Source organism: Rhizobium sp. JAB6, from assembly GCF_003024605.1.
Lineage (GTDB): Bacteria > Pseudomonadota > Alphaproteobacteria > Rhizobiales > Rhizobiaceae > Rhizobium.
This window is the reverse complement of the sequence record NZ_PYJQ01000001.1, coordinates 430204-454026: the sequence shown is the minus strand read 5'-3', so window position 1 is coordinate 454026 and position 23823 is coordinate 430204. Positions and strand designations below refer to the sequence as shown.

The following is a 23823-nucleotide window of genomic DNA, read 5'->3' as shown; positions in this document are numbered from 1 at the left end:
TCACACATGCCGGATCGTGCAGCCCTCGATGCCAATATCCGAGCCAGGGAATTTAGCCGGTGCCATCTGATTGATTACAATCCTGATATATCAGATCGCCGAGTACGACTATGGCGTTTTGCAGCAACGGTGAATGCGGCCGATCGGGTCATGATAGCATTATTGACGCAATGCTTCGCCGACATTGGTGCCGGTCGCTTCGACGCTGTCGCCCAGCGATCCTATGGTATTGCCGGCCGATGCGCCGACGCGACGCCATTGTTCGCCGTAATTCGCGCGGGTGCGGGGATCGAAGATGGCGATCGGGGCGCTGACGGCAGCACCCGCGACGCTGCCGACCGTCTGGGCGGCACCCATGGCGACCGCGCCGACAGCATCGCCGATGCCGACATCGGAGTCCGTGATCGTCTGGCCGGCAATCAACCGCGCGCCGATCAGTTTCACCACTTCCGGGCTTTCGGCGAACTTGCCGTGATTGAGACCATCGCCGGTCTTGAGCTTGGTGAGATCGAGTACGGTGATTCCCTGCTTTTCCAGTTCGCTGCGATAGGGCTCGGCCGTTGGATCGATCTGGCCAAGGCGATCTATATTGCCGGAAATACGCCGTGAAAGTGAAAGCGCGCGGTCGTCCCGCGAGACGAACAGCGTGAAATGCGGCTTGTCCTTGCCGAGTGCCGCAAACTGCCTTCCGAAGACATCGACGTCCAGATCCGGTGAAGCGAGGATGACATTGTTGATCTTCGGCGCGACGCGGCCGTGGCGGATCGCCATCTGCCGCAGCGATTCGACGGCGAGCCAGCTGCCCATCGAATGCGCCATGACGGTGATGTCGCCGACGGCAGGGTCGTCGGCGACACGGCGCAGCAGCTCTTCCAGCGAATCGCGGGAATAGTTGGTGCTTTCCTTGTCGTAGGCATAATCGAAAATGCTGGCGCGCGATGGCCAGGTAAACACGATCGGGGCGACGTCGGCATGCGAATCGTGAACGATCTGCGCGAAGCGGTAGACGGCATCCTCATAGCGGTTGTTGAAGCCATGTACGAAGATCAGCACCCGCCTGTTCTTCGGCAGTTCCGCATGCAGCCAGGCACGCCCATCCGCCTCCGTTGCCAGAGGCTTGACGGCCGTGGTGACGAAATTCTTCAGCGGATTGCCCGGGAGACGGCTCGGCCACTGCACCTGACCGACCTTGCGATTGGCCTCCGGCGGAATGGAGACGCTGACGGCATCCACCTTGAGCCCCGGCCCGCGCTCGCCCGAAAACAGAATGGCCGGATCCTTGTCCGGCAGGCGTGTCGTCGCAACGAGCAGATCGACCCTGGATGTGCCAGGCACGCTTTCACTGACGGGTTGCATAACCCCGATGGGGCGGCCGCATGCGGCGAGCGACAATGTCGCAACGAGGGCCATGGTCCGGAAAAACAGCTTCCGCCACCGGCCCGAACCCGCCATGCGCTGCATCATGCAACCCTTCCTTACTGCCGTAACGTCGCGCCACTCTACGCATGCATGTCCACGGCGCAAGCGACTCCAGCAATTCTTTGGCTCATGAAGCAATGCTAATTCGCGACAGCACTGCAAAGGCGCAACGCAATCGTCCAACACCGCGAACTGATGATCTGGCTGAAAATAAAAAAGAGCCCGATGCGGGAGGAGGATGCATCGGGCTCTTGATCCGGATTGGCAACTGGGAGGAGGAGGAGTGTTGCCAATCATTGAAGGAGCGCTGGGAGGAGGAGTGCGCTGCCTTCGAGGGATTAGATATAACGAGCGGATGGGGATGAACAGACCGGCTTTCGCAATGCAGCAATGCGCTGAGCGCATCGCTTTCTTCTCAGACACCAGGAATATCGCATACCGCTGGCGTTCTGAGCGTTTCTGCGCCTATTTTGCAGTCGTAACTAACCCTAATCCTGAGATTCACATGATTGTGATCAGCGTTTCTGCATGGGAAAGCGCCCTCGCCGACGCTTGTCCGGTCAGCCACCGCCACCGGACAAACGAATTTCGATTTCAGGCCGCCTTGAAGGCCTTCTTGCCTTCGGCATCGAGCGCAGCAAACTCCTCGTCGGACAGAACGATATCGACGGCTGCGGTGTTTTCCTCGAGATGCTTGACCTTGCCGGTTCCGGGGATCGGCAGCATCACGGGACTGCGCTTCAGCACCCATGCAAGCGCGATCTGGCTCGGAGCGGCATCGTGCTTTTTCGCGATGGTATCGAGCAGCGAGCCTTCCTTGGCAAGATCGCCGGCGGCCAGCGGGAACCAGGGGATGAAGCCGATATCATGCTTTTCGCAATAATCGAGCACATCTTCGCTGGTGCGATCGACTAGATTGTAGCGGTTCTGTACCGTCACCACCTTGAAATGCTTCGAAGCCGCCTCGATGTCGGCAATGGAGACCTCGCTCAATCCCGCATGACGGATGATACCGTCATTCTGCAGCAACTTCACGGCATCGAACTGCTCCGCCGCCGGCACCTTGGAATCGATCCGATGCAACTGCCAGAGATCGATGCGATCGACGCCGAGATTGCGCAAGCTTTTGTACGCCTGCTGGATCAGATATTCGGGGCGGCCCAAAGGCACCCATACGTTCGGCCCAGTGCGGGTGAGTCCGCCCTTCGTCGCGATGACGAGACCGTGGGCATAGGGATGAAGCGCTTCCTTGATGAGACGCTCGGAAACGTCGGGGCCATAGGAATCAGCCGTATCGATGAAATTGATGCCGAGCTCCGGCACGCGTCTCAGCGTACGGACGACTTCATCACGGTCCTCCGGCTCACCCCATATACCGGCACCGGTAATACGCATGGCACCGAAACCGAGACGATGAACGGGGAGATCGCCGCCGATCTTGAACTGGCCGGATTTAGCTGCGTCGAGTTCTGACATGGTTGTAGTCCCTTTGCTGATCTGGATATATCTGGCATGGGCGGCATCCGGGAAGGAGGCCAAGATCTGACTGTGGGCGGCGGCTTCGATGCGTCGCGGGTTGCACGGCGCTTGCACTCGCGGCGGCCTTCCTTTACCGCGCTGTCGACATCCGGCTTTTCGCCATCCGCTACCCCGGCGCTCGCTTCGGGCCGCCCCAAATCGGCCTTGCCGGCTTCCGTGCCTAGGCGCTGATCCCGGCATTCTCTCCGATGCTGCGATATCTGGAGCCGATGATCGAGAGTTCCAGGGGATTTGGCCGCGATATTCTGTAGACGCCCGCCGGCGGAATGTTACGCACCGTCCCGCCGATGCGCTTCGCAGTGAGGCCGAGGCTTTCAAGGATAGTTTTCTGCACCGGACAGCGCGGGCCGTAGGTGAACTGATAGAAAGCGCCTCCCGGTTTCATCGTCTCGAAGGCGCCACCTACGATGGCCGTGACTTTGGCGGGCGGCATGGACAGCAGCGGCAGGCCGCTGATGACGGCGCCGAATGGCGCGTCATCGAAAAGGCCACATTGGCCGAGCTGCGCCGCATCCATATGCACCACCCGCGCTTCAGGGAAACGACCGCGCAGCCGGACGGCAAACTCCTCGCCGAATTCGATGAGTGTCAACGCGCTTTCGGGAATGCCTCGCGCCAGCAGTGCCCGCGTGAATACGCCGGTGCCCGGACCGAGCTCGAGGATCGGACCATCAAACGGCTCGATCTCCTGGGTCATCAACCTAGCGAGCCGTTCACCGGAAGGTGCCACTGCCGCAACGCGCATCGGATTGCTCACCCAGGAGCGGAAGAACTGCACAAAATCAGCGCATGAGGTCTTCGTCGTCATTCCGCAAATCCAATCTTCCGCCACAAAGCATGATGAGGGCCGAACAGGATGGCAATTCAAAGGCGTGCCACCCCATTCACCTGTTGAAAGTCCCTGATATGCAAGCGTTGTCGCATATTTTTGCGCTTAAAAATTCAATACAAACTTGCATTTCCGCCGCAGACGCTCCGCATCGCAGTCATTATCGGTGCCAACAGCGATATCGGCCTATGAGGCTGGCTATTTCGACGATCTGCAGTGGGCAAGCGCTATCGGCCCTGGCCGGCTTATTGCCAAGCGAAACCGGCGACGCTGCTCTTCAGCCTGAAACTCGATCGCATCGCGCGCGCCGAAGGCTGGACGCTTAAAACATTGCCGCCCATCGCGGCTATGCCGTCACTGGTCTGCAAACCACGGGTCCTCGCCTGGGCAGAGACCGGGCAAGTCTGTTCGAACTCGCCATGAAGGGGATGGAGCCATTTGCCTCGCAATCGGCAGCGGCCGGCGCTTTGCCGACCCTCTTTGCCGCCGCGGCATCGACTGCGGAAGATGGCGCCATGTACGGCACGGTTTCCATGAACTCAAACTCCGCCGGTTTAGGCCAAGATTGCAGCTCGTGTTTTTGATCATGCGATCAGGCGGCGGCTGGCACATCTCCGCGCAGTTGACCGGTTGAAGTGTGTCTGCCCGCAACGGGCCGAAAAATCCCTCTCCGCATGACGGACAGGGATCTCGATAGCGGGATATCAACGGCTAACGCACTGACGGCGCGGCCCATTGGTCGGCTGATAGGTATTGTCCGAGGCACGATAGGTCTTGTAACGGCTTGCGCACCAGCGAACATGCGCGCTGCCGCGCGGCGGCTGAGAAACGGCTCCGCCGATGATTGCCCCGGCGGTAAATGCGGCCATTGGATACCACCAGCCATCATGGCGCCGATAACCCGGACGGTGATAGCGATAACCGCGATGACCATGCCAATAGCCCGGACGATGATGCGGACGGTAGTGGGGACGATAATGAGGGCGATGCCGCCCGCGGTAGTGCCTGTCGTGATGGCGATATTGAACTTCAGTCAGGCCAGCGGGCTGATTGTCCGTCTGCTGGATTGCCGGCTGGATCAGCGGCTGAATCGGCGCAGCGGCAGCCGGGTCGAAAGACGTTACGGCCAGCAGGGCACTCAGGGCAGTCACTGTTACGGTTGTCAGAAATCGTTTCACAGCTCTTCTCCTCCTCATGAGTCGTAAATACTGGTGAACAACGCGCAATGATTGAAAATCTTTCACAATATTATCACTTGCGCAAGTACATGCCCCACGATAGATGTATAGATAGGAAGCCTATCTATCTATATGTAAACGGGGACTATCGATGAGTAAAGCCGACCGCCATCAGGGGATCGAGGAGGCCTACGCGCTGGCCGAGGCGCTGCGTCCTGCCTTGCACCGCCTGCATCGGCAATTGCGGCGCGAAAGCGGCGAGGCCGGGCTGTCCCCGCTGCATGCCTTGCTGCTTGTCGCCATCCTGCGCCAGCCGGGCATCGGCGTTGCCGAACTGGCGCGAATGGAGAAACTGCGCGGACCGACGATCTCAGGCCATGTGAAGGCGATGGAGCGGGATGGCCTTATTGCCCGTTCGGAACCGGACCCGAACGACCGGCGTCGCAATGGTTTGGTCGCGACGGAAAAAGGGGAAAAAGTCATCCAAAGCCTGAAACAGCGGCGAACCGACTGGCTCGCCTGCGAACTCGTCAAACTATCGCCGCAGCAGCGCGCCGCCATTCGCGCCGCCATCGATCCGCTCATGGAGATCGGGCAATGAATGCGCCTCTTCCGGATAGTGCCACATCGTCGGCGCCGGCGGCAGACGTCCCGCCCGATCGCCGCGAGATCCGCGCCGTCATCCTCGGACTGATGATCGTTCTCGGCCTCGGCGCCATCGACCAGAGCATCGTCGCGACAGCGCTGCCGCGCATCGTCAGCGATCTCGGCGGGCTGACGCACCTCTCCTGGGTGGTCAGCGCCTATGTGCTCGCCTCGACCAGCACCATGCCTCTCTATGGCAAGCTTAGCGACCAGTATGGCCGCAAACCGATGATCTATGCGGCAATCCTCATCTTCCTTCTCGGTTCGGTGCTGAGCGGCATGGCGCAGACGCTGATGCAGTTGATCGTCTTCCGGGCGATTCAGGGTATCGGCGCAGGCGGATTGCTGCCGCTGGCGCAGATCATCATCGGCGACATCGTGCCGCCGGCGAAACGCGGGCGCAATCAAGGTTCGATTGCAGCCGTCTTCGCCGTCTGCAGCGTCATAGGTCCGCTCGCCGGCGGCATCATCACCGATCTTCTGTCATGGCACTGGATCTTCTACGTCAACCTGCCGATCGGCGCTGTCGCCCTCGTCATGATCGGCCGTGCACTCAAGCGCCCGCACCATGCACGCAGCCGCCGGATCGACTATCTCGGCGCAGCTCTGCTGACGAGCTGTACAACCAGCTTCCTGCTGGTGCTTGCGCTCGGCGGCAATGAATGGGGCTGGAACTCGCCCGAGATTTTCGGCCTTTCCGCGCTTGCGCTCGTTCTCTTCACCTTTTTCATCCTGCATATCCGGCGCGAGCCCGAGCCGGTGCTGCCGCCCGATCTCTTCCGCAACCGGCTCTTTGTCGTCGCCTGCGTCGTGCTCGCCCTGACCTTCATGGGTATGCTGGGAGCAAGCCTGTTCTTTCCGCTGTTCTTCCAGATGGTCATGGGCGTCAGCGCCTCGCATTCCGGCCTGCTCACCGGTCCGCTGATGATCGGCGTCGTCATCTCCTCCATGGTCAATGGGCGCGTGCTGCTGCATCGCTTCGGGCGCTACAAGCCGGCGCAGCTCTGTGGCCTCAGTCTCGCAACCGCCGCGTTCGCCGCGCTCGCCTGGGCAGCGGCCACCAGCCAGGGCTTCTGGATCATCGAGCCTACTATCTTTGCGCTCGGCCTCGGCCTTGGCCTCGTCATGCCTACGATGACGATCGCGGTGCAGAACGCCCTGCCCCTCGCCCATCGTGGCGTGGGAACGGCGACGCTCGCCTTCTTCCGCTCGCTCGGCGGCCTCATCGGCGTCACCGGCTCGGGGGCCATTCTCGCCTATCGGGTGCAGAATGCCGGCGGCGTCCTCGACGGGATACATCTATCCTCATTGACGGAAGCCGGCATGAGGCAACTCGCCACCGCCTCGCCGGAAGCGCACGAGGCTGCGATAACGCTCTGTCGTCATGCCATCGCCATGACCTTTGCGACGGGAACGGCGATCGTGGCGTTGGCGCTGATCGCGCTGCTGTTTCTGCCGGAATTGCCGCTAAGAGCGGATCATGGAGGGGCCACGAAGCGCCAGGGCTGAGTGGCGCTCAACGAACTGGAGCGATTCAGCTTTTCACGGAATCTCTGGACCGCTCTATCTCTTTGTTTTGACGCAACTCCGGACGGAAAACGATGCGCAGTTTTCCTGGAATTGCTCTCACAATAGGAAAGCTGAATGATCGATCCACATTCGATCGGCGCCGATCGATTCGAAGGCACGGAGCGCCTGTCTCACAAGAGACAGATCATATGCGAAAATGAAGGAAAATGGCGCACCCGAAGAGATTCGAACTCCTGACCCCCAGATTCGTAGTCTGGTGCTCTATCCAGCTGAGCTACGGGTGCGTGGCCGAAACGGAAGAAACCGTTGGCGTGGGCGGTTCTCTAAAGCCTCCCTTGAGGGAATGCAAGTGGATTTCTGAAAAAGATCGCAATTTTCATGCATATCGATATCAAGCGACTGAAAACAATTAGTTTTCTTGCAGGCTCCTGCTGCGATAGTCGTCGAGGGATACGGGGCGGTCGGGAATTTCGATGCGGAACTGCGTACCGGCCGCCGGCTTTTCGACGAGCGCGATCGTGCCGCCATGAGCAAGGACGAGTTCACGGGCGATCGCTAGGCCAAGGCCGGTGCCGCCCGAGCGGGCCGAACCGCGGAAGGCCGTAAACAGGTTCTCCCGCGCCTTTTGCGGCATGCCCGGACCGGTATCGTCGACCGTGATGCTGACGACGCTGCCGATCCGATGCGCCGAGACCGTGATCCGCCTGACACCACCGGGCTCGGCCTCGCCGAAAGCGACCAGCGCCTGATAGGCATTGCGGCAGAGATTGTGGATGACGCGGAACAGCTGCTCGCTATCTGCATCGACCTCCAGATCCGGGCTGAGCTGCACGATGAACTCGATGCCACTTTCCGGATCAATCGCCAGGATATCGCGAACTTCTTCAATTAGTTCGAATATGCGAATCTTGCGCCGGCGCGGCGCCGACTCGGAAGTCTGGCCAAAGGAGAGAACTTCGGTCGTATAGCCGACGGCGCGATCGATGGTGCGCAAGAGCTTCGGGGCAAAGCGCTTGACCATCGGGTCGTCGACATCGACCAGACGGTCCGACATCAGCTGCGCGGCCGAGAGGATATTGCGCATGTCATGATTGATCTTCGACACGGCGAGGCCCAGCGCAGCCAGGTTCTTCTGCTGCTTCAGGGTTTTCTGCAATTGCGACTGCATTGCCGCGAGATGCCGGCCGGCCACGGCCAGTTCGTCGCGCCCCTTCACCGGCGCAAGAATACGGCCGGGATCCTCAGGGTCATCGGAATAGGCCTGCATGCTGTCCGTCAGGCGGCGGATGGGACGGATCATCATGCGGTTGATCGCAAAGAAGATCAGCGTTGCGGTGAACAGCGAGATCAGGATGGAAACGAAGAACACATTGACCGAATAGGCAAGCATCGCATTGCGCAGCCGGGTATCCTTCAGCACCACCTCGATGCCCGTATTGGCATCGCCGCCAACCGGGCCAAAAACCCGGATGATGCGATTGCCGCCGAACAGCAGCGTATCGAGCGCATCCTTGATGGCGGTGAGCTGGGACACGTCGCTGAGATCGTACTTTTCATCGACGGAGGCCGGCATCTCGGCCGTTGCCAGCAGGCGCGACGTGCCGTCCTTGCGCAGGACGATCGCCCGCGTGCCCGTCGCCATCAGCGTCTCCTTTTGCAGAGCCCGCGGCAGTTCGGCCGGCTGCAGGCCGTCGATGACGATCGCGGCAGCGGCGGCGGTGTTCAGCCGATCCTCCAGCCAGCGCAGCCGCATATTGGCGACGGAGGGCACGAAAATCAGCACTTCCGCCATTGAAATGAAGACGACGGTGAGGATGAGAAGCTTGCCGGAAAGGCCGCCGAAAATGCCTGTGGGGCGGCAAAACTGGGACAGGCGGCCTTTCTCGACCCGGCCGTCCTTTACGGCACCCTTGTCCTGCCCACTATCCATTTCAACTGTCCCGCTTCGCTTGAAAAGCGATCTGATGCGACCTGATCGAAACCAGATAATAGGCGATCGTGGTGGTTTTTCCAATCGGCTCGGGATTTTGACAGGAGTAAAAGCCGGCAGCGACGCCCAGACGCCGCAGTCGACCTCGCATCTGACGGATCAGCGCTCTTCCCAGCCTGGCGCTGGCGCAGCCGGAGCAAGCGCCCCGCCGCCGCCAAAGGCGTTCGCGACCCTATCGATCATGCGGCGTGCCGGCGACGCGGCCGGACGATGCGTTTCGGCGCGCGCTGGAACGGGAGCGGAAACAGTGGCTGCATCGACCTTGAAGCGGGAGACGAGCTGGACAAGGCCGTCCGCTTCGGCCGCCAGCCGGTGGGTCGCGGCCGATGTCTCCTCGACCATGGCGGCATTGCGCTGCGTGACCTCGTCCATCTGGTTGACGGCGTTGTTCACCTCGGACAGGCCCGTTGCCTGCTCGCGCGCCGCCGTTGCGATCGAATGAATGTGATCGTTGATCTTCAACACACGGGCCTCGATGGACGACAGCGCCTCGCCGGTCGCCTGCACCAGCTTGACGCCGACCTGCACCTCGTTGCCGGATTTACCGATCAGAGCCTTGATATCCTTAGCGGCAGTCGCGGAGCGCTGGGCCAGCTCACGCACTTCCTGGGCAACGACGGCAAAGCCCTTACCCGCCTCGCCGGCGCGCGCGGCCTCGACGCCGGCATTCAGCGCCAGCAGATTGGTCTGGAAGGCGATGTCGTCGATCACACCGATGATCTGGCTGATCTCGCCGGATGCCTGCTCGATGCGCCCCATGGCGTCGATGGCATTGCGAACGACCGTGCCGGACCGTGCCGCATCGTCCTTGGCCTCGCTCACCATGACACTGGCCTCGCGCGCCCGCTCGGTGGAGTTCTGGACGACGGAGGTGATCTCGTCGAGCGCTGCCGAGGTCTCTTCCAGAGCTGCCGCCTGCTGTTCGGTACGCTTGGAAAGGTCGTCGCTGGCGTGACGGAGCTCGCTGGTATTGGAGTTGATCGAACCTGTGGTCTCGCGCACTTCGCGCATGGTGCTTTTGAGCGTCTCGAATGTCGCGTTGACGTTCTGCTGCAGCTCTGCGAACGCGCCCTGGAAATTGCCCCTCATCGCCTGCGTCAAGTCGCCCTCGGCCAGGCTCGCGATGACGCGGCGGACCTCGCCGATACCCGTGTCCACACTCACAAGCAGCGCGTTCACATTGCCGGCGAAGCGATTGAGATTGACGTCGCCATAGTCTTTCTCGATGCGCTGGCTGAAATCGCCGGCCGCCGCGGCAGAGACCGCAAGGGACATGCTCGACTGAAGCTCGTCGCTTTTTGCGCGCAGGGCCGCTTCCTCGGCATTCATGCGGCGCACGGCCTTGCCGTTTTCCTTGAAGATGTCGACAGCCGCCGCCATCTCGCCGATTTCGTCCTTGCGGCCGGCAAATGGCACCTCGATATCGAAATGGCCATCGGCGACATTCTTTATCGCGTCGGTCACCTTGCGGATCGGGCGGCTCAGATGAACGGTTCCGATATAGGCGCCGAGGCCGACCCCCGCCACGATGCCGGCAATCATGATTCCGAGGACGACCCACAAGACGCTGCTGTGAAAGGCTGCGATCTCGGTCTCTGCCTTTGCAAGTTCCGCCTTGTCGGTCTGAACGATCGCATCGATCTCAGCCTGGAAAGCCTTGCGATTGGCGCGGTTGGCTTCGTTATTGCCCTGCTTGCCGGCGGCATCGGGACCATCGGTCACGCCGAGCTTCGCCGTTTCCATGCGAAAGACGCGAAACTCCTGGGCACGGGCCTGAAGCTTGGCGAAATCCGGCTTCTGCGTTTCCGGCACCAGGGGCGACCAGCTTGCAAGCACCTTGTCGATTTCGTCGAGATCGGCCATCAGCCCATCGGCAAAAGGCTTGGAATCCTTTGCAGCAGCGGCGGCATAGATGCCGCGCGCTTCCATCACCACCGCGGTCACGTAACGGTTCAGGCGCTCGCCCATGTAAGCGCGGCTCGCCGTCTGCTCGTAGCTTTGTAATTTCTGGTCATATTGATGCAATGCATAGAGCGCGGTGACGCCAATCAGAAGCGCCGCCCCGGCCATGACCGACACAAGCAGATTAATTTTGCCGCGAATCTTCACAATATTCCTCCGACGCCGCCCACCCCCAGAAATCGATGGGTTTCCGACTTCCATTAGATATCAACTAAAATAATTAACGTTCGCTTGAAGTGCTCCCCGGCCCATGTGCCCATGGATTTTATGATCTACTTATTTCTCCTGGCGAATTATTCGGCCCGCAACGGCATGTGGCAACCGATCTTCCAACGCCCGCACGCGGCGCGAATTTGCCGGAATTCAAGGAATCTGCGCGCCCATAATTGACTTCCGAGGCCTTGATCCGTATAAGCCCGCGCACGTCCGGTCATGGAGCCTGCATTTGCGGGCCAAGTCCGTTCGCCATAATCAACAACGCTCCTTGCTACTCAAAGCAAAGCTCAAGAAGGGCCGCACTCCGCGGTGTTTAAATAAATGAAGCGTACCTACCAACCATCCAAGCTTGTCCGCAAGCGTCGTCACGGCTTCCGTGCGCGCATGGCCACCAAGGGCGGCCGCGCGGTTCTTTCCGCTCGCCGTAACCGCGGCCGCAAGCGCCTTTCGGCCTAAGCGCCGAAGTGCCCGATAATCCAGGATGGCGGGCAAATTGACGAATGAGCGACCCAAAAAGACTGTCGGGCGGCTGAAAAGCCGGCCGCAGTTTCTTGCAGTCCGCGAAGGCGAAAAGCGCAGAGGCAGCTTCTTCCTCATCGAAATGCTGGACCGCAAGACTACCGACGCCGAACCCCGCGTTGGTTTTACCGTTACCAAAAAACATGGCAACGCGGTGGAGCGCAACCGCATGCGGCGCAGGCTGAAAGAAGCCGTGCGGCTTCACGCCGGGTTTGCAATGCAGCCCGGACACGACTATGTGGTTGTCGCGCGACGCGAGGTGCTGACCGCGCCTTTCGAAAAACTGGCGAGCGAACTCGTAAGCCGCATCGAAACCAGGCCGAAACACCGGCGGTCGGAAAAGGACCGCTCCAGGAAAGTATGATGGAAAACAACCGCAATTACTTCATTGCAATTGCACTGTCCGTGCTGATTGTTCTCGGCTGGCAGTTTTTCTACATGAACCCGCGCCTCGAAGCGCAGCGCCAGGCCGAGCAGGCCGCCAAGGCCCACCAGCAGACCCAGCAGGCCCAGACGACGCAGCCAGCTCCTGCGGGCACTGCGGTGAACGGTTCGCTGCCGGCGAACGGCCAGATGAACTCGGCGGTCCTCACCCGTGACCAGTCCGTCGAAAAGACCGCATCCTCGCGCGTTGTCATCGATACGCCGGCCCTTGCCGGCTCCATCAACCTGGAAGGCGCCCGCCTCGACGATCTCCGCCTCAAGAGCTATCACGAGACCGTCGATAAGAGCAGTCCGATCATTACGCTGTTCAGCCCGGCCGACACCAAGGACGGCTATTTCACCGAGCTCGGCTATGTCGGCAGCGACGCGACCGGTACCGTGCCCGGCCCTTCGACCGTGTGGAAGCTGACAAGCGGGGACAAGCTGACCGACAAAACGCCGGTGACGCTCTCCTACACCAATGACAAGGGCATCACCTTTACCCGCACAATCTCCGTCGACGATCGCTACATGTTTACGATCAGCGACAAGATCGCCAACGCCGGACAGGCTCCGGTTTCGCTGTCGAGCTATGGCCGTGTCACCCGGTACAACAAGCCCGAGACGCCGTCGGCCTACGTCCTGCATGAAGGTTTCATCGGCGTCATCGGCGATGATGGCCTGATCGAGACCAAGTACGCATCGACCGAAAAGGAGGCTACGACGCCCGCCAAGGCAACCGGCGGCTGGCTCGGCATGACCGACAAATACTGGGCCGCGACGATCGTGCCGCCGCAGTCGACGGCGTATGACGCACGCTTCTCGCACTTCACCGACGGTACGCCGCGCTATCAGGCCGATTACAAGCAGGATGCCATCACCATCGCTCCCGGGCAGTCGCAGGATCTGAAGAACCTGGTCTTTGCCGGCGCCAAGGAAGTTCCGGTCATCGACCGTTATGAGACGAGCTACTCGATCCCACGCTTCGACCGCCTGATCGACTGGGGCTGGTTCTATTTCATCACCAAGCCGATGTTCAAGCTGATGGATTTCTTCTTCCGCTACTTCGGCAATTTCGGCGTCGCCATCCTCTGCACGACCATCGTCGTCAAGGCGCTCTTCTTCCCGCTCGCCAGCCGGCAATATGCCTCCATGGCGAACATGAAGCGCGTGCAGCCGAAGATGGAGGAGCTGAAGGCCAAGTTCGGCGACGACCGCATGGCCCTGCAGCAGGCGACCATGCAGCTCTACAAGGAAGAGAAGATCAACCCGATCGCGGGCTGCTGGCCGGTACTTCTGCAAATCCCGATCTTCTTCTCGCTCTATAAGGTGATCTATATCACCATCGAGATGCGCCATGCGCCGTTCTTCGGCTGGATCCAGGATCTTTCCGCGCCGGATCCGACCTCGATCGTCAACCTGTTCGGCCTGCTGCCCTTTGCGGCCCCGACCTTCCTGCATCTCGGCGTCTGGCCGCTGATCATGGGCATCACCATGTTCCTGCAGATGCGCATGAACCCGACGCCGCCCGATCCAACCCAGGCGATGATCTTCAACTGGATGCCCCTGGTATTCATGTTCATGCTGGCAAGCTTCCCGGCCGGCCTCGTGATTTACTGGGCCTGGAACAACACGCTCTCGGTCATCCAGCAGTCGATCATCATGAAGCGCCACGGCGTGAAGGTGGAACTCTTCGACAATCTGAAGGGCCTCTTCAAACGAAAACCGGCGCCATCGAAATGACGGCAAGCCCCGCTTCATCGGCGGGGCTTCTCTTTTTTAGCGCCCGTTTTGCTGCAACTCTCAGCTCTCATGCCGCCCGGGGCGAGATTTTGGCGGAAGAATTCAAGAATATCCGCATCGCGCGATCGAAACTTGACTTTCAGGGGCAAAACCCCGAAGCCAGACCATCAAACCAGGCGAAAAGACCGAGCAAATGGCCGACCAGACGACCAAAGACGACAAGCCGCTTTTCGGACGACCGTGGATTTTCATCCGCGGCGTGCCGTCGATGAAATTTCTGCCGCCGGAAGGCCCGCCGGAAATCGCCTTCGCCGGCCGCTCCAACGTCGGCAAGTCGTCGCTGATCAATGCCTTGGTCGGACATAAGGGACTGGCGCGGACCTCGAATACGCCGGGACGCACCCAGGAGCTCAACTATTTTGTTCCCGACGGCTTTTCCGGCGAGGGCGGCGACCTGCCGCCCATGGCTCTGGTTGACATGCCCGGCTATGGCTATGCCGAAGCGCCGAAGGATCAGGTCGATGCCTGGACGAAGCTGGTCTTCGACTATCTGCGCGGGCGCACGACGCTGAAACGCGTCTATGTGCTGATCGACAGCCGCCACGGTATCAAGAAGAACGATGCGGAGGTTCTGGACCTCCTCGACAAGGCCGCCGTTTCCTATCAGATCGTGCTGACCAAGACCGACAAGATCAAGGAGGCGGGCATACCCAAGCTGCTCGCCGATACCGCCGAAAAAATTCGCAAGCGCCCGGCCGCCTATCCCGGCATCCTTGCCACGTCGTCGGAAAAAGGCGTTGGTCTTCAGGAATTGCGCGAAGCTATTGGCCTGACGGTCGGCATCCAGGTCTGAAAACCGCACAGATGGAATAAGGCGGCCACCGCCAGCCCTTTCGCGAACAGAAATTCCTCAGGGCAGGTGGATCGTGCCGGAAGCGACCACATCGCCCGTCGGCTTGCCGGCCGGCGAACCGCCAAAGGGTTCGACGCTGACGGCGATGATCGCGCCCTCTGTTAATTTACCGTGAAGTTCCGGCGGCAGAACGATTTCACCATCGCCGCCCTGCGGCAGAACGCCAAGCGCCTCGGCGGGGTCGCTGCCGCGAATTAGCCAGAGCTCAAGCGACTTATCTTCCGGTTTGCCGGCCGCCACCGGCGTCACCTTCAAACGGCCGTTGCTAACATCATAATTGGCGAGCAGCGCGATCGGGCTGTTCTGACCGGAAAGGGATGCAGTCAATTGCTTGCCCGATGTCCCACGCAGGGTGCCTTCATTGGTGATGGCAAAGACCAGAACCCCAGCCGCCAAGAACAATGAACCGAAGGCCACCGAGCGCCAGACCAAAAGAGAGTTCCAGAGCTGGGCACCGAATGCCACGTTGCCGAAAATGCGCTTTTCCATCTTCGGATAGACCGAAGAAGACGGCGTCACCGCTTCGTATTCCTCGTTGAATTCCGAGAGGTTCTGCTCCCAGCGGCTGACGATGGCGGCAAACTGGCGGTCGCTGCGCATGCGGCGCTCAACCTTCTGCCGGTCCTCCAGGGAGAGCACGCCAAGCACATATTCTCCAGCCAGGACTTCATCGCGGGAGCGGCCTCCCTTGCTTTGATCGGGCGTACTCATCGGTCCATGCACTCTCTCAGTCTAATCAGGCTTCGGCGCAGCCAGGTGCGCATCGTGGTCATGGTGCAGCGTGTTGGTCGGCGAGCTCCTGGTAGCTCAAGCCTCGACATAGGCGCTGCGAACAGCCCGCGCGCGATCAGCTTCCAACTCTTCCATGCACCTGTCAATCCGCCTTCCCTCTCCCTTTGCCATTGCTTGCTCTTCGGCACCGTATTCCGGGCCGGCGAGACGATGGGCACTCCCCGTCTCGCCGGCTATCGGCTTGCGGGCATGCCAAAATCAATGGTTCGCTTGCCTGCGATGTTCCTCAATCGAGCCATGACCGGTCCTCTCGCGATCACAAATTATCGGCGCTGCCGCACGCGGCCGATCAGCGCTTACGTCTCCCCGCTCGCCATTCAGCTCCCCGATCGCAATGCCTGCACCATCTTTAGAAGGAAACTATCCTGCGGCAAACGTGCCGACGTCATCAAATTCGGCGACGCGGATGTGACACAGCGTCAGCTCAAGCACAGCGCGATCTTTCACAGACAGGTTTTTCGCGCTTAGACATTTGAGCGCCCGTGTTATCGCAAAACCGCTGCCACAGTTTTGCGCGACATGCTTTATTCCCGAGATCATTATTCCCTCTGTCAAAAACTTGAGATAAAAGGCCCGCGAACAATTCCGAAGGGTGCACCATGTCCGAAGCCCAAAGCGAACTCCAAGCCAACCTGCTCGCACAGGCGCTGCCCTATATGCAGCGGTATGAAAACAAGACCATCGTCGTGAAATATGGTGGTCACGCCATGGGCAATGTCGAACTTGGCAAGGCCTTTGCGGCCGATATCGCGCTCCTGAAGCAGTCCGGCGTCAACCCGATCGTCGTCCATGGCGGCGGCCCGCAGATCGGCGCGATGCTGACGAAGATGGGGATCGAATCGAAGTTCGAAGGCGGGCTGCGCGTCACCGACCAGAAGACGGTCGAAATTGTCGAAATGGTGCTCGCCGGCTCGATCAACAAGGAAATCGTCGCGCTGATCAACCAGACCGGCGAATGGGCGATCGGCCTCTGCGGCAAGGACGGCAACATGGTCTTCGCCGAAAAAGCGCACAAGACCATCAAGGACCCGGATTCCAACATCGAGCGCGTGCTCGATCTCGGTTTCGTCGGCGAAGTGGTCGAAGTGGACCGCACGCTGCTCGACCTGCTTGCCAAGTCCGAGATGATCCCGGTCATCGCCCCGGTCGCGCCCGGCCGTGACGGCGCGACCTACAACATCAATGCCGATACCTTTGCCGGCGCGATCGCCGGCGCGCTCAGTGCCACGCGCCTGCTGTTTCTGACGGATGTTCCGGGCGTGCTCGACAAGCAGGGCCAGCTCATCAAGGAATTGTCCGTCGCCCAGGCCCATGCCCTGATTGCCGACGGCACGATTTCCGGCGGCATGATCCCGAAGGTCGAGACCTGCATCGACGCCATCAAGGCCGGTGTTCAGGGCGTCGTCATTCTCAACGGCAAGACGGCGCACTCCGTGCTGCTCGAAATCTTCACCGAGCGCGGCGCGGGCACGCTGATCGTTCCGTAAGACGGCCTCGTCCGCACTATCCCGACGGTGCGTCGCAAACAGAATTGCGAAGCACCGGCAGGTTCGTCAGGACGGCCGATAGATCGCTTCGGCCTCGCTCTTCAGCATTCCCATGACGGAGCGATAGGGAGCCGGCCCATAGCTGATGCGGCTGACGCCCAGCCTTGCCATGGTTTCATTGTCCGGCGTCGTCGGCCGCACCATGATGTTGACCGGCAGGGGCGAACGCTCGCAAAGATCTCCGATCAATTCCGGCTCGACGAGCCCCGGGGCGAAAAAGCCGCTAGCGCCGGCCTTGGCAAAGGCATCGGCGCGGCGATAGGCTTCATCGAGAAGGAGCTGATGATGCGCCGTGTCGCTTTCCTGCAGAAAAAGATCAGTGCGGGCATTGATGAATAACGGCATTTCCCGGCGGTCAGCCATATCCCGGATGGCGCGGATGCGTGCCGTCTGCACCTCGATAGGATGAACGCCCTGGCCGCCGATCACCTGATCTTCGAAATTGATGCCGATCGCGCCATGATCCATGATCTTTTCGACATTAGCGGCGACCTCCTCGGGTTCGACGGCGTAACCGCCTTCGAAATCAACGGACAGCGGCAACGGGCTCGTCACCGAAATCAGCCGGGCGGTCACCGCCAGCAATGATAACGGAATGGCCTGGCCGTCACCGAAGCCATTCGCTGCCGCGACCGACCAGCTTCCCGTCGCCAGCGCCTTCGCGCCGGCCTCCGTGACGGCCTTGGCAGAGCCGGCATCCCAAATATTGAAAAGGATCAGCGGCTCGCCCTTCTTATGCAGCCGCGCGAATTCCTGTGCCTTTTCCACCTGACTCATCGCATCCCCTCCGAAAGCCCGGCCGGGCGATTTCCCTCCGCGACCAGAAAGAGCGTAAGCCCTCACTCACAAGGGAAATAGAGTAAAACCCCGGAAAGCAACAGTAAAATCCTAGCCGGCAGCGGTCGCGCCATAATCTCCCAGAATCGGCGAGATGCAGCAGCATGAATATTTTCCTTCCCCAGCCCGGAACGGGGTGTCATAAGACGGCATGAGCCAGACAAAAACGCTATGCGAACCTTCAGATTTCTCCGGCATCCGCGATTGGGTATTCGATCTCGACAACACGCTTTATCCGCATCATGTCGATCTCTTCGCGCAGATCGACAAGAACATGACGGCCTACGTCTCGGCCCTCCTGCAGATGGAGCGCGAAGACGCCCGCAAGCTGCAGAAGCAATATTATCTCGATCACGGCACGACCCTGCAGGGATTGATGATCCATCACGGCATCGATCCCAATGACTTCCTGGAGAAGGCGCACGCGATCGACTATTCGGCGCTGACGCCGCAGCCGGAACTCGCCGCCGCCATCAAGGCGCTGCCGGGACGCAAGTTCATCTTCACCAACGGCAGCGTCAAGCATGCCGAAGCCACGGCCGGCGCGCTCGGCATTCTCGAAAATTTCGACGACATTTTCGACATCGTCGCGGCCGACTATGTGCCGAAACCGGCCGGCAGCACCTATGACAAGTTCATGAGCCTTCATCGCGTGGACACGAAGAAGGCGGTCATGTTCGAGGACCTGCCGCGCAACCTCACTGTGCCAAAGGCGCTCGGCATGAAAACGGTGCTTCTCGTGCCGCAAAATCTCGAGACGACAGTCGTCGAATGGTGGGAACGGACCACCGGCGAAGACGATCACATCGACTACGTGACCGACGACCTCACCGCCTTTCTCAAAGCGCTGGTTTAACGGTTCATCAGGACGTGGTTACGAAAGTTTCATGCGCCTTACAGAGGTTTAATTGGTCGTTTTCGACCGCCAGCCGTATCGTTTGACCATTCCTCGACACGAAAGGAAAAGCGATGAACGGGAAAAAACTTCTTCTGGCCGGTCTTTCCGCAACCCTGCTTCTAGGCGGTGCCGCACAGATGGCGCTTGCGGCTTCGCATGATGGCGACGGTGAGGGCAGGCATCATCACGGCCGCTGGCACAGACCACATGTTTCGCCTGAAGTCCTTTACGTGCGCATGCTGAAGGAATTCGGCAATCCCGGCGATACGAAGCTTACCAAGGATGAAGTCAAGGCCGGCGTCGACAAGATCTTCGACCAGATCGACGTGAACCATGACGGTGAAATCACCCCCGGCGAATATCGCGCCTACCGGCAGGAACGCCTCAAGGAATGGAAAGCCGAGCGCGCCAAGGCCAATGGCGATCAGGCTCAAAATGGCCAAGCACAGGGCGGCGGCCAAGCTCAAAACGATCAGGCCCCAGGTAGTCAGGCCCCAAGTAATCAGGCGCAAGACAACCAGGCTCCGGCCGACCAGTCCAAGAGCGACCAGGCTCAAAACGACAATGACAACGACAAGGGCGGCGAAGGCCATCGCCATCACGGAGCCCATGGCCGCTTCATGCATGAAGGTGGCTTCATGCGCGGCGCAATGGTCTTCCGCTTTGCCGATACCGACGAAAGCGGCCAGATCAGCAAGAAGGAAGCCGAAGACGCCGTGAACAAGCTCTTCGACCGGCTGGACCGCAACCATGACGGTGTCGTCAACCTTGACGACATGCCAGGCCGGCCGCTGCTGTAAGCCGATCGCTCCGGCAACGGTCCCAAGAACAAAAGCCCGCCCTCGCCCACGCGACGGCGGGCTTTTCGTTGTCAATGGCCGTTTTCGGGATGGCCGTTGTCGTGCTCGTAGAAATCGGTGACGATCTTCCAGGCCGCGTCGGCGGTATCGACGAAGCTGATGAGGTCCACATCGTCGGGCGCGATAGTGCCGAACTCCGCCAGCGCATCGAAATTGATGATGCTGCGCCAGAATTTTTCGCCGAAGAGAATGAGCGGCAGGCGCTCCATGCGGCCGGTCTGGATCAGAGTCAGGCACTCGAACAATTCGTCGAGCGTGCCGAAGCCGCCCGGGAACACCGCGATCGCCTTGGCGCGCACCATGAAGTGCATCTTGCGGATCGCGAAATAATGGAAGTTGAAGCTGAGTTCCGGCGTCACATAGGCGTTCGGCGCCTGCTCATGCGGCAGGACGATGTTGAGGCCGATCGAGGGAGCACCTTCTTCGGCCGCGCCGCGATTGCCTGCTTCCATCACGCCGGGACCGCCGCCGGTGACGACGACATATTCATGGAAGTCGAAGCCGGCGGAATAGCGCGAGCAAAGCTGCGCAAACTTGCGCGCCTCTTCGTAATAGACCGATGCCGCCTCGAGATTGGCGCGCTGCATCTCGTTGCGGGCGGCCCAGGCGTTGGTACCGGGGGCGGGAATACGCGCACCGCCGAACATGACGACCGTCGATTTGATGCCTCGCTCGGCGAGTGACATTTCGGTCTTCAGCAGTTCCAGCTGCAGGCGGATCGGCCGCAGTTCCTCACGGCACAGGAAATCCTCATCGGCATAGGCAAGACGGTAGGACGGCGACATGGACTGCGGCGTGCGCGGCACCGACTCCGCCCGCTGCTTGTCCGCCGAGCTCGTCTTCAACGGGTCCCATACCCCGTCCTTGCGCCTCAGCCTGCCGTTCTTCGTCTTGCTCATCTATTCATGCCTTTCAAACCGATCATGACGGGCCGTTTCGTCCGCGAACAGAAATAGCCAACCTCTTGCATATGCCCTACAACGCCTTGAATCCAAGCTCAATCGGCGCGGAAAAGACATTCCATTTTCAGCATCCATGCTATAGGACCAATCGACCGCATCCGGACCTTTATCCGGAAATCACGATAGGCCCTGACGTTGTAAGGAATTCCCATGAGCGCTACCGACCTCGCCTCCCTCGAAAAGTCCATCGAGGCTGCCTTCGACAATCGCGACAATGTGAACACGTCGACGCGCGGCGAGGTCCGCGACGCAGTCGAGACGGCGCTCAATCTCCTCGATAGCGGCAAGGTTCGCGTGGCCGAACGTGGTGTCGACGGCAACTGGAGCGTCAACCAGTGGCTCAAGAAAGCGGTTCTGCTCTCCTTCCGCCTGAACGACATGAAGATCGTCGAAGGCGGCCCCGGCAATGCCACCTGGTGGGACAAGGTTCCCTCGAAGTTCGAAGGCTGGGGCGAGAACCGCTTTCGCGAAGCGGGCTTCCGCGCCGTACCGAACGCCGTCGTGCGCCACTCCGCCTATATCGCCCCCAACGCAATCCTGATGCCGTCCTTCGTCAATCTCGGCGCCTATGTCGGCGAAGGCACCATGGTCGATACCTGGGCGACCGTCGGTTCCTGCGCCCAGATCGGCAAGCATGTGCATCTTTCCGGCGGCGTCGGCATCGGCGGCGTGCTGGAGCCGATGCAGGCCGGCCCGACGATCATCGAAGACAATTGCTTCATCGGCGCCCGCTCCGAAGTCGTCGAAGGCTGCATCATCCGCGAAGGTTCCGTGCTCGGCATGGGCGTCTTCATCGGCAAGTCCACGAAGATCGTCGATCGTGCCACCGGCGAAATCACCTATGGCGAAGTTCCGCCATACTCGGTCGTCGTCGCCGGCGCGCTGCCGAGCGGCAATACCATGGCGAACGGCCAGCCCGCTCCGAGCCTCTATTGCGCCGTCATCGTCAAGCGCGTGGACGAAAAGACCCGCTCGAAGACCGGCATCAACGAACTGCTGCGCGACTAATCTCGCAAAATTTTGGATGCGCGGTCGCCATACCGCGCGTCCCTTATGCTTGCCGGGTGAGCATGCCTGTGCGATTGCTGGAATCGCGGCAAGGATTTTCGAGTCGTCATCGATCCTTTGCCATCGCTTTGCCATTTCCCGCCGGATAAGTTGCCTCCGATGACTGTTACGAATCCCACCACGAACCTGCAGACCCTGATCCGCTGCGCCTCCGTCACCCCGGCCGAAGGCGGCGCGCTGACTGCGCTTGCCGGCATGCTGCAGCCGCTCGGCTTCAGGATCGAGCGGATGACCGCGAGCGAGCCTGGAACGGCCGATATCGAAAACCTCTATGCCCGACTCGGCACCGAGGGACCGCATCTGATGTTTGCCGGCCACACGGATGTCGTGCCGGTCGGCGAGGCCGCTTCCTGGAGCCATCCGCCCTTTGCCGCCGAAATCGCCGATGGCGAACTTTTCGGCCGCGGCGCCGTCGACATGAAGGGCGGCATTGCCTGCTTCGTGGCAGCGGTTGCGCGCCATATCGAGAAGCATGGCAAGCCGGCCGGCTCGATCTCCTTCCTGATCACCGGCGACGAAGAGGGACCGGCGATCAACGGCACGGTGAAGTTGCTGCAATGGGCGGCCGAGCGCGGCGAAACATGGGATGCCTCGCTCGTTGGCGAACCGACCAACCCCGAGCGGCTCGGCGACATGATCAAGATCGGCCGCCGCGGTTCGATCTCCGGCTTCATCACCGTCCACGGCGTTCAGGGCCATGCCGCCTATCCGCATCTCGCCGACAATCCGGTGCGCAGCATCATCAAGCTGACGGAAGCGCTGCTCGACCCGCCCTTTGACGCGGGCACGGACAATTTCCAGCCGTCGAACCTCGAAGTGACGACGATCGACGTCGGCAATACCGCCACCAACGTCATTCCCGCCAAGGCGACCGCCGCCTTCAACATCCGCTTCAACGACACCTGGACGGCGGATACGCTGAAGGCGGAAATCCTGGCGCGCCTGGATGCGGCAGCCGCCGACCAGTCGCTGCGCCCGGGCCGCGAGCCGACCAAATACGACATCGTCTGGTCAGAGCGTCCGAGCCAGGTCTTCCTGACGCGCAACAATGCGCTGATCGCCTCGCTCTCCTCCGCCATCGAAAACATCACCGGTCAAAGGCCGGCGCTGTCGACCACCGGCGGCACCTCGGATGCCCGCTTCATCAAGGACTACTGCCCCGTCGTGGAATTCGGGCTTGTCGGCCAGACCATGCATATGGTCGACGAGCGCGTGGCGCTCTCGGATCTCGAAACGCTGACCGAGATCTACCAGACCTTCATTCAGCGCTGGTTCGAGAATGCCGAGCTTTAAGGAAGTCCAATACTATCTGTCCGGCCTGTGGCTGCTGATCCGGATGGATGCACGCGGCTTCCAGTATCTGGACATTTCGGACCGCGGCATGCTGCGTTCCTTCTGGGCGATTTTCTGGAGCCTGCCGTCGATCGGCATTTCCTGGCTCTGGTGGCAGCAGGCCTATCTGCGTGCCATGCCACCGGAAACATCGACCGGTCTGGCCTTTTTTCTGAGGTTGGCGCTGGTCGAGGCGGCGAACTGGGTGATACCGCTGGTTCTTGCCGGCGTATTGCTGCTGTTTTTCCGTTTCGGGGAGAAGTTCACGCCCATCGTCGTCGTGGTGAACTGGCTTGGCGTACCGACATCCTATCTCAATGCGCTGCTTATCGCCCTGATCGCCTTCGTGCCCGGCTCCAGTGGATTGGCGGCGCTGCTATGGCTCGTCCTGATGGGGGCGATCATCTTTTCGCTGGCGCGCATGCTTCGAATGATCTGCGGCACGCATCCGCTCTTCATCGGCGTACTGACGCTGGTGCTGCTGATCCCCACCATGCTGCTTACGGATTTCCTGCAACGCTTTCTCGGCGTCTATCCGCCGGTGTGAGGCCCGCGTCCAGAGCGGTTCAACTTTTCACGGAATCTCTGACCGCTCCATCTCTTTGTTTTGACGCAACTCCG

Annotated in this window: 21 protein-coding genes, 1 tRNA gene and 1 pseudogene; 12 read left to right on the top strand and 11 right to left on the bottom strand. The window is 60.5% G+C overall.

Features of this window, described 5'->3' with window-relative positions:
* Positions 1-159 precede the first annotated feature (159 nt).
* The 4 genes from C7U61_RS02275 to C7U61_RS02250 form a co-directional block, all read right to left on the bottom strand.
* Positions 160-1464, bottom strand: coding sequence for an alpha/beta hydrolase (locus tag C7U61_RS02275; protein WP_106996506.1), 1305 nt, complete (start codon positions 1462-1464; stop codon positions 160-162).
* A gap of 549 nt (positions 1465-2013) precedes the next feature.
* A complete protein-coding gene (locus C7U61_RS02265) occupies positions 2014-2895 on the bottom strand; it encodes an aldo/keto reductase (protein WP_106996907.1) in 882 nt (293 codons plus the stop codon).
* A 223-nt stretch (positions 2896-3118) separates the two neighbouring features.
* Positions 3119-3766, bottom strand: a complete 648-nt coding sequence (locus C7U61_RS02260) for a methyltransferase domain-containing protein (RefSeq protein ID WP_106996504.1) — start codon at positions 3764-3766, stop codon at positions 3119-3121.
* Between the two features lie 725 nt (positions 3767-4491).
* Positions 4492-4965: a BA14K family protein gene (locus C7U61_RS02250; protein WP_106996503.1), complete on the bottom strand. Its 474-nt coding sequence runs from the start codon at positions 4963-4965 to the stop codon at positions 4492-4494.
* 151 nt (positions 4966-5116) lie between these two features.
* Here C7U61_RS02250 and C7U61_RS02245 point away from each other — a divergent pair, with 151 nt between their 5' ends.
* Complete coding sequence (locus C7U61_RS02245) at positions 5117-5566, top strand: MarR family transcriptional regulator (RefSeq protein ID WP_106996502.1); 450 nt, start codon at positions 5117-5119, stop codon at positions 5564-5566.
* Complete coding sequence (locus C7U61_RS02240) at positions 5563-7119, top strand: MDR family MFS transporter (RefSeq protein ID WP_106996501.1); 1557 nt, start codon at positions 5563-5565, stop codon at positions 7117-7119. The genes C7U61_RS02245 and C7U61_RS02240 overlap by 4 nt, the downstream gene beginning before the upstream one ends.
* Before the next feature lie 228 nt (positions 7120-7347).
* Here the strand turns inward: C7U61_RS02240 and C7U61_RS02235 are convergent.
* The 3 genes from C7U61_RS02235 to C7U61_RS02225 form a co-directional block, all read right to left on the bottom strand.
* Positions 7348-7424: transfer RNA gene (locus C7U61_RS02235), tRNA-Arg, on the bottom strand.
* A 125-nt stretch (positions 7425-7549) separates the two neighbouring features.
* On the bottom strand, positions 7550-9070 hold the full coding sequence (locus tag C7U61_RS02230; RefSeq protein ID WP_106996500.1) for a HAMP domain-containing sensor histidine kinase: 1521 nt from the start codon (positions 9068-9070) through the stop codon (positions 7550-7552).
* Between the two features lie 159 nt (positions 9071-9229).
* On the bottom strand, positions 9230-11239 hold the full coding sequence (locus C7U61_RS02225) for a methyl-accepting chemotaxis protein (RefSeq protein WP_106996499.1): 2010 nt from the start codon (positions 11237-11239) through the stop codon (positions 9230-9232).
* 390 nt (positions 11240-11629) lie between these two features.
* Between C7U61_RS02225 and rpmH the strand changes: the two genes are divergently transcribed.
* The 4 genes from rpmH (at position 11630) to yihA (ending at position 14846) form a co-directional block, all read left to right on the top strand.
* Positions 11630-11764, top strand: coding sequence for a 50S ribosomal protein L34 (gene rpmH / locus C7U61_RS02220; RefSeq protein ID WP_041677194.1), 135 nt, complete (start codon positions 11630-11632; stop codon positions 11762-11764).
* A 25-nt stretch (positions 11765-11789) separates the two neighbouring features.
* Positions 11790-12191 carry a ribonuclease P protein component gene (gene rnpA, locus C7U61_RS02215; RefSeq protein ID WP_106996498.1) on the top strand — a complete coding sequence of 134 codons (402 nt, stop codon included), beginning with the start codon at positions 11790-11792 and terminating at the stop codon, positions 12189-12191.
* A complete protein-coding gene (gene yidC, locus C7U61_RS02210) occupies positions 12191-13993 on the top strand; it encodes a membrane protein insertase YidC (RefSeq protein ID WP_106996497.1) in 1803 nt (600 codons plus the stop codon). The genes rnpA and yidC overlap by 1 nt, the downstream gene beginning before the upstream one ends.
* Positions 13994-14186: 193 nt before the next feature.
* Positions 14187-14846, top strand: a complete 660-nt coding sequence (gene yihA / locus C7U61_RS02205) for a ribosome biogenesis GTP-binding protein YihA/YsxC (protein ID WP_075855491.1) — start codon at positions 14187-14189, stop codon at positions 14844-14846.
* A 57-nt stretch (positions 14847-14903) separates the two neighbouring features.
* Here the strand turns inward: yihA and C7U61_RS02200 are convergent, their stop codons facing one another.
* Together C7U61_RS02200 and C7U61_RS19590 are read right to left on the bottom strand one after the other, a co-directional pair.
* A complete protein-coding gene (locus C7U61_RS02200) occupies positions 14904-15617 on the bottom strand; it encodes an anti-sigma factor (RefSeq protein WP_106996496.1) in 714 nt (237 codons plus the stop codon).
* A pseudogene (locus C7U61_RS19590) lies at positions 15614-15919 on the bottom strand (sigma factor-like helix-turn-helix DNA-binding protein); the annotation flags it as partial. The gene C7U61_RS02200 and the pseudogene C7U61_RS19590, both read right to left, overlap by 4 nt.
* A 378-nt stretch (positions 15920-16297) precedes the next feature.
* Between C7U61_RS19590 and argB the strand changes: the two are divergent.
* Positions 16298-17185 carry an acetylglutamate kinase gene (gene argB, locus C7U61_RS02185; protein ID WP_069611182.1) on the top strand — a complete coding sequence of 296 codons (888 nt, stop codon included), beginning with the start codon at positions 16298-16300 and terminating at the stop codon, positions 17183-17185.
* A 66-nt stretch (positions 17186-17251) separates the two neighbouring features.
* Here argB and C7U61_RS02180 read toward each other — a convergent pair whose 3' ends face one another.
* Complete coding sequence (locus C7U61_RS02180) at positions 17252-18022, bottom strand: isocitrate lyase/phosphoenolpyruvate mutase family protein (protein WP_106996494.1); 771 nt, start codon at positions 18020-18022, stop codon at positions 17252-17254.
* 211 nt (positions 18023-18233) lie between these two features.
* Between C7U61_RS02180 and C7U61_RS02175 the strand changes: the two genes are divergently transcribed.
* The gene (locus tag C7U61_RS02175) at positions 18234-18938 is read left to right on the top strand and encodes a pyrimidine 5'-nucleotidase (protein WP_106996493.1); all 705 of its coding nucleotides are present in this window, start codon (positions 18234-18236) and stop codon (positions 18936-18938) included.
* A 113-nt stretch (positions 18939-19051) separates the two neighbouring features.
* On the top strand, positions 19052-19780 hold the full coding sequence (locus tag C7U61_RS02170) for a calcium-binding protein (RefSeq protein ID WP_106996492.1): 729 nt from the start codon (positions 19052-19054) through the stop codon (positions 19778-19780).
* Positions 19781-19851: 71 nt separating this feature from the next.
* On the opposite strand, the gene C7U61_RS02165 is transcribed toward C7U61_RS02170, so the two are convergent.
* Entirely contained in the window at positions 19852-20739 is an 888-nt protein-coding gene (locus C7U61_RS02165; protein ID WP_106996491.1) for an LOG family protein, read from the bottom strand.
* Positions 20740-20952: 213 nt separating this feature from the next.
* On the opposite strand from C7U61_RS02165, the gene dapD reads away from it, so the two are divergent.
* The 3 genes from dapD to C7U61_RS02150 all read left to right on the top strand — a co-directional run bounded on the left by dapD (position 20953) and on the right by C7U61_RS02150 (position 23749).
* Positions 20953-21810 carry a 2,3,4,5-tetrahydropyridine-2,6-dicarboxylate N-succinyltransferase gene (dapD, locus tag C7U61_RS02160; protein ID WP_106996490.1) on the top strand — a complete coding sequence of 286 codons (858 nt, stop codon included), beginning with the start codon at positions 20953-20955 and terminating at the stop codon, positions 21808-21810.
* 159 nt (positions 21811-21969) lie between these two features.
* On the top strand, positions 21970-23163 hold the full coding sequence (dapE, locus tag C7U61_RS02155; RefSeq protein WP_106996489.1) for a succinyl-diaminopimelate desuccinylase: 1194 nt from the start codon (positions 21970-21972) through the stop codon (positions 23161-23163).
* Positions 23150-23749, top strand: coding sequence for a hypothetical protein (locus C7U61_RS02150; RefSeq protein ID WP_106996488.1), 600 nt, complete (start codon positions 23150-23152; stop codon positions 23747-23749). The genes dapE and C7U61_RS02150 overlap by 14 nt, the downstream gene beginning before the upstream one ends.
* The last annotated feature ends 74 nt before the right edge of the window (positions 23750-23823 follow it).